Source organism: Methylobacterium sp. FW306-05-D, assembly GCF_058782155.1.
The window spans coordinates 1-3,064 of the sequence record NZ_JBYSXL010000154.1; the positions used below are offsets into that span (position 1 = coordinate 1).

Annotated in this window: 4 protein-coding genes; 2 read left to right on the forward strand and 2 right to left on the reverse strand. The window is 75.8% G+C overall.

Annotation, left to right across the window (positions count from 1 at the left end; genetic code table 11):
* On the forward strand, positions 1-965 hold a 965-nt coding region (locus AC3WLN_RS23855), incomplete at its 5' end, for a tectonin domain-containing protein (RefSeq protein WP_492485436.1).
* A 111-nt stretch (positions 966-1,076) separates the two neighbouring features.
* Positions 1,077-1,562, forward strand: a complete 486-nt coding sequence (locus AC3WLN_RS23860) for a prepilin peptidase (protein WP_492485438.1) — start codon at positions 1,077-1,079, stop codon at positions 1,560-1,562.
* 9 nt (positions 1,563-1,571) lie between these two features.
* Here the strand turns inward: AC3WLN_RS23860 and AC3WLN_RS23865 are convergent, their stop codons facing one another.
* Both AC3WLN_RS23865 and AC3WLN_RS23870 read right to left on the reverse strand, forming a co-directional pair.
* Positions 1,572-2,462, reverse strand: coding sequence for a type II secretion system minor pseudopilin (locus tag AC3WLN_RS23865; RefSeq protein WP_492485440.1), 891 nt, complete (start codon positions 2,460-2,462; stop codon positions 1,572-1,574).
* A partial coding sequence (locus AC3WLN_RS23870; protein ID WP_492485442.1) for a prepilin-type N-terminal cleavage/methylation domain-containing protein occupies positions 2,459-3,064 on the reverse strand: 606 nt, incomplete at its 5' end. The genes AC3WLN_RS23865 and AC3WLN_RS23870, both read right to left, overlap by 4 nt.

Sequence of the window (3,064 nt, forward strand, 5' to 3'; positions counted from 1 at the left end):
CCACCGGGGGCGCCGGCACGACGGGCGGGACCGGAACGACCGGAGGCACCACGGACAGCGTCGTCGCCTGCGCGGCGGAGAGCGAGCTCTGCACGGTGCCGAACGGTCCCAGGACCGTCCGGTTCGGCGCCAACGGCCTCTACACCACCAAGCTGGTGACAGGCTCCATCCCCTGCACAACCCAGGCGTTCGGGAGCGACCCGATCCCCGGCACCGTCAAGGCCTGTCAGATCGTGAACACCGTCGCCCCGACGCCCACCATCACGGGCGCGTCCGCCTTCACCCAGCCCACGACCAGCGCCTGGCGGGAGATCGGCGTCGAGGCGAGCAAGATCGCCACCGCTGCGGACGGCACCACGGTCGCCGTCAACCGGAACGAGGGCACGGTCTGGCTGTATCAGGCCGACGGTGTCTGGAAGAATCTGCCCGGCCGCATGAAGGACGTGGCCGTGGTCAAGGCCAACAGCATCTACGGCATCGGCCTCGACGACGTGGTCTACCGCTTCGACGGCACGCAGTGGACCGCGATCCCCAGCGCCAACAACGTCACGATCGCGGCCTCCGCCGACGGCACCGTGGTGGTGGTCAACCGCACCGGGGAGATCTGGGCGAAGGCCACGGACGACGCGCAGGCCAACTGGCGCCGCCTGCCCGGCAGCGCCCGGAAGGTGGTGGCGATGAACGGCCGGAGCTTCTGGGCGATCGGCCTCGACAACAACATCTACCGCGGCGACGGGGCCGGTGCCTGGGCCCGGGTCGGCCGCGAGGCCCTGGATCTGGCGGCCTCGTCGGACGGGGGCGTGGTCACGGTGAACCGGAACAGCAAGGCGATCTGGCGCAAGGTGGGCGACAACACCGTCGAGGCCTGGACCCGGATGCCCAACGTCACGGCCAACGCGGTGGCGGCCCCGAACGCCAAGCGGCTGCTCTCCATCGGCCTCGACGGGAAGATCTACCGCTACTGACGCCTCGCCGCCGCGCGCCCCGGCGCGTGGCGGTCCCGCCCCGCCTTGCCCGACAGGCGATCCTGTGTGATCCGCGGGGCGGGGCGGCGGCTGGAACGGGATGCGGGCGGTATGGTGGTTCTCGGCCCGGCGCTCCTCTCGGTGCTGCTCGCCCTGCCGCTGACGGTGCCGATCGCCGTCATCGACCTGCGCCGCCACATCATTCCCGATGCCCTGAACGGGGCGCTCTTCGGCCTCGGCCTGGCCGTGCTGGCCACCCGGGTTCCGGCCGGCGCGATCCCGGCCGAGATCGGCCTCGCGCTGGTCGAAGCCGTCTTCGCCTACCTGCTCCTGGCCGGCCTGCGCGCCGCCTATGGCCGGCTCCGGAACCGTACCGGCCTCGGGCTCGGCGACGTCAAGCTGGTCGCCGCCGCGATGCCCTGGATCGGCCTCGCGCAGCTGCCCCTGATGATCCTCGTGGCCAGCCTGTCCGCCCTCGGGGCCTTGGGCCTGCTGCGCCTCGTCGGGCACCCGATCGGGTTGCGCACGCGGCTGCCCTTCGGCCCCTTCCTGGTCCTCGGCCTGCACGGCGCCCAGCTGCTGCGGCCGGATCTCTGACGGGTCGGATCAGTCCGCCCCGAGGGCGGCCGCGATCCGGGGGCAGGCCGGGTGCCCGGCCGTCGCCTCGGAGGGCGGGACGGCGCGGACCCATTCGAAGATGCCGATCCCGGCGGCGGAGGCCGTGAGGGCGACCAGGGCGGTGCGGCCGGCCCGGGCGCCGGCCGGGCCGGCGACCGAGACGCCGATGCGCAGGACCTGGCGCGGCGACGGGCTCCCGGCGGGCGGGAGGGCCGCGCCGGGAGCCGCCGCGCGCCGGCGCAGGCGGGCGGCATCGAAGCGCCCGTTCGGGTTGTACACGGTCACGGCCGGGCGCAGCAGGGCCGCGAAGGCCGGCGTCATCGACGGCAGCTGGTCGATCTCGTCGGCGCGCCGGAACGGGCCGTTGCGCGGGCCGTAGGCGAGGCCGCGGGCCTCGTACTGGGGCGCCTCGGCCCCGCCGCCGGGCTCGGGCGTGTCGTCGGCATCGCGAAAGTCGACGATCTCGGCCGCCAGGGCGGGAGCGTCCCGGTCGGGAATGCCGAGGGCGCGGAACGCTTCCTCCAGCTGCGGGCGCGCGGTGGTGTTGAGGTCGATCAGGGCGCTCTCGTCCCGCACCGCGATCCGGGCGATCCGCCCCCCCGGCAGGGGGCAGGCCACGGCGCGGCCGTCCTCCGGCAGGCCGAGGGGCCCGGCCCGGTAGATGCGCTCGACCACGAGGCCGTAGGCGACGAGCCGGGCGATGCCGTCCGCCAGACCCTGCAGGCGCAGGCCGTCGGCCCGTGCCCCCGCCAGGGTGGTGCCGGTCTGCAGGCGCAGGGCCGCGGTGGCGGCCGCCGCCGAGACCACCACGAGGATCACCAGGACGGCCGGCAGCACGAAGCCCGCCTGCGCCCCGCCGCCGGGACGGAGCCGCCTCACGGCCGCACCGCCACCGGGACGAGGAGCGGCGCCCAGCGCCGCCGGTCGCCCGCGGGAAAGCCGATGCGGATCTCTACGAGGTCCGGGCTCGCGTCCCGCCGCGACCACGCGGCGAGCCATTCCGGCGGCCGGCGCGGGGCCGGGCTGCCGAAGTAGCGCAGGTCGAGGCTGGCGAGGCCGCCGAGGAGGCGCTCGGGCGGCGCCGCCCCGGCATCTCCGGCCAGCGCCTGGACGGGCCGGCGCCCCTCCACGAGGTCGAGGCCGCCGGGTCCGGGCACCGCCCGCAGGTCGAGGCGCTGCTCGGCGTCGCGCTCCACGTCGCGGCTGGCGGCGAGAAGGCCCGAGACGCCGTCCGGGCTTCCGGCGAAGGGCGGCAGGGTCCCGTCGGGACGGCGCCCGGCGAGGTCGCCGAGGGCGCGGCGCAGGTGGTCGCGCACGGCCTGGACTTCCTCGGCGGCGGCGTAGCGCGCCGAGACCCCCGCGAGGGTGCCCGTCAGCGACAGGGCCTGGGCCAGCATCACCCCGATCAGCGCCGCCAGCGCGAGGGCGACCAGCATCTCCACCAGGGTGAAGCCCGCGCAGGTGGGGTCGGGGGCGAGGGC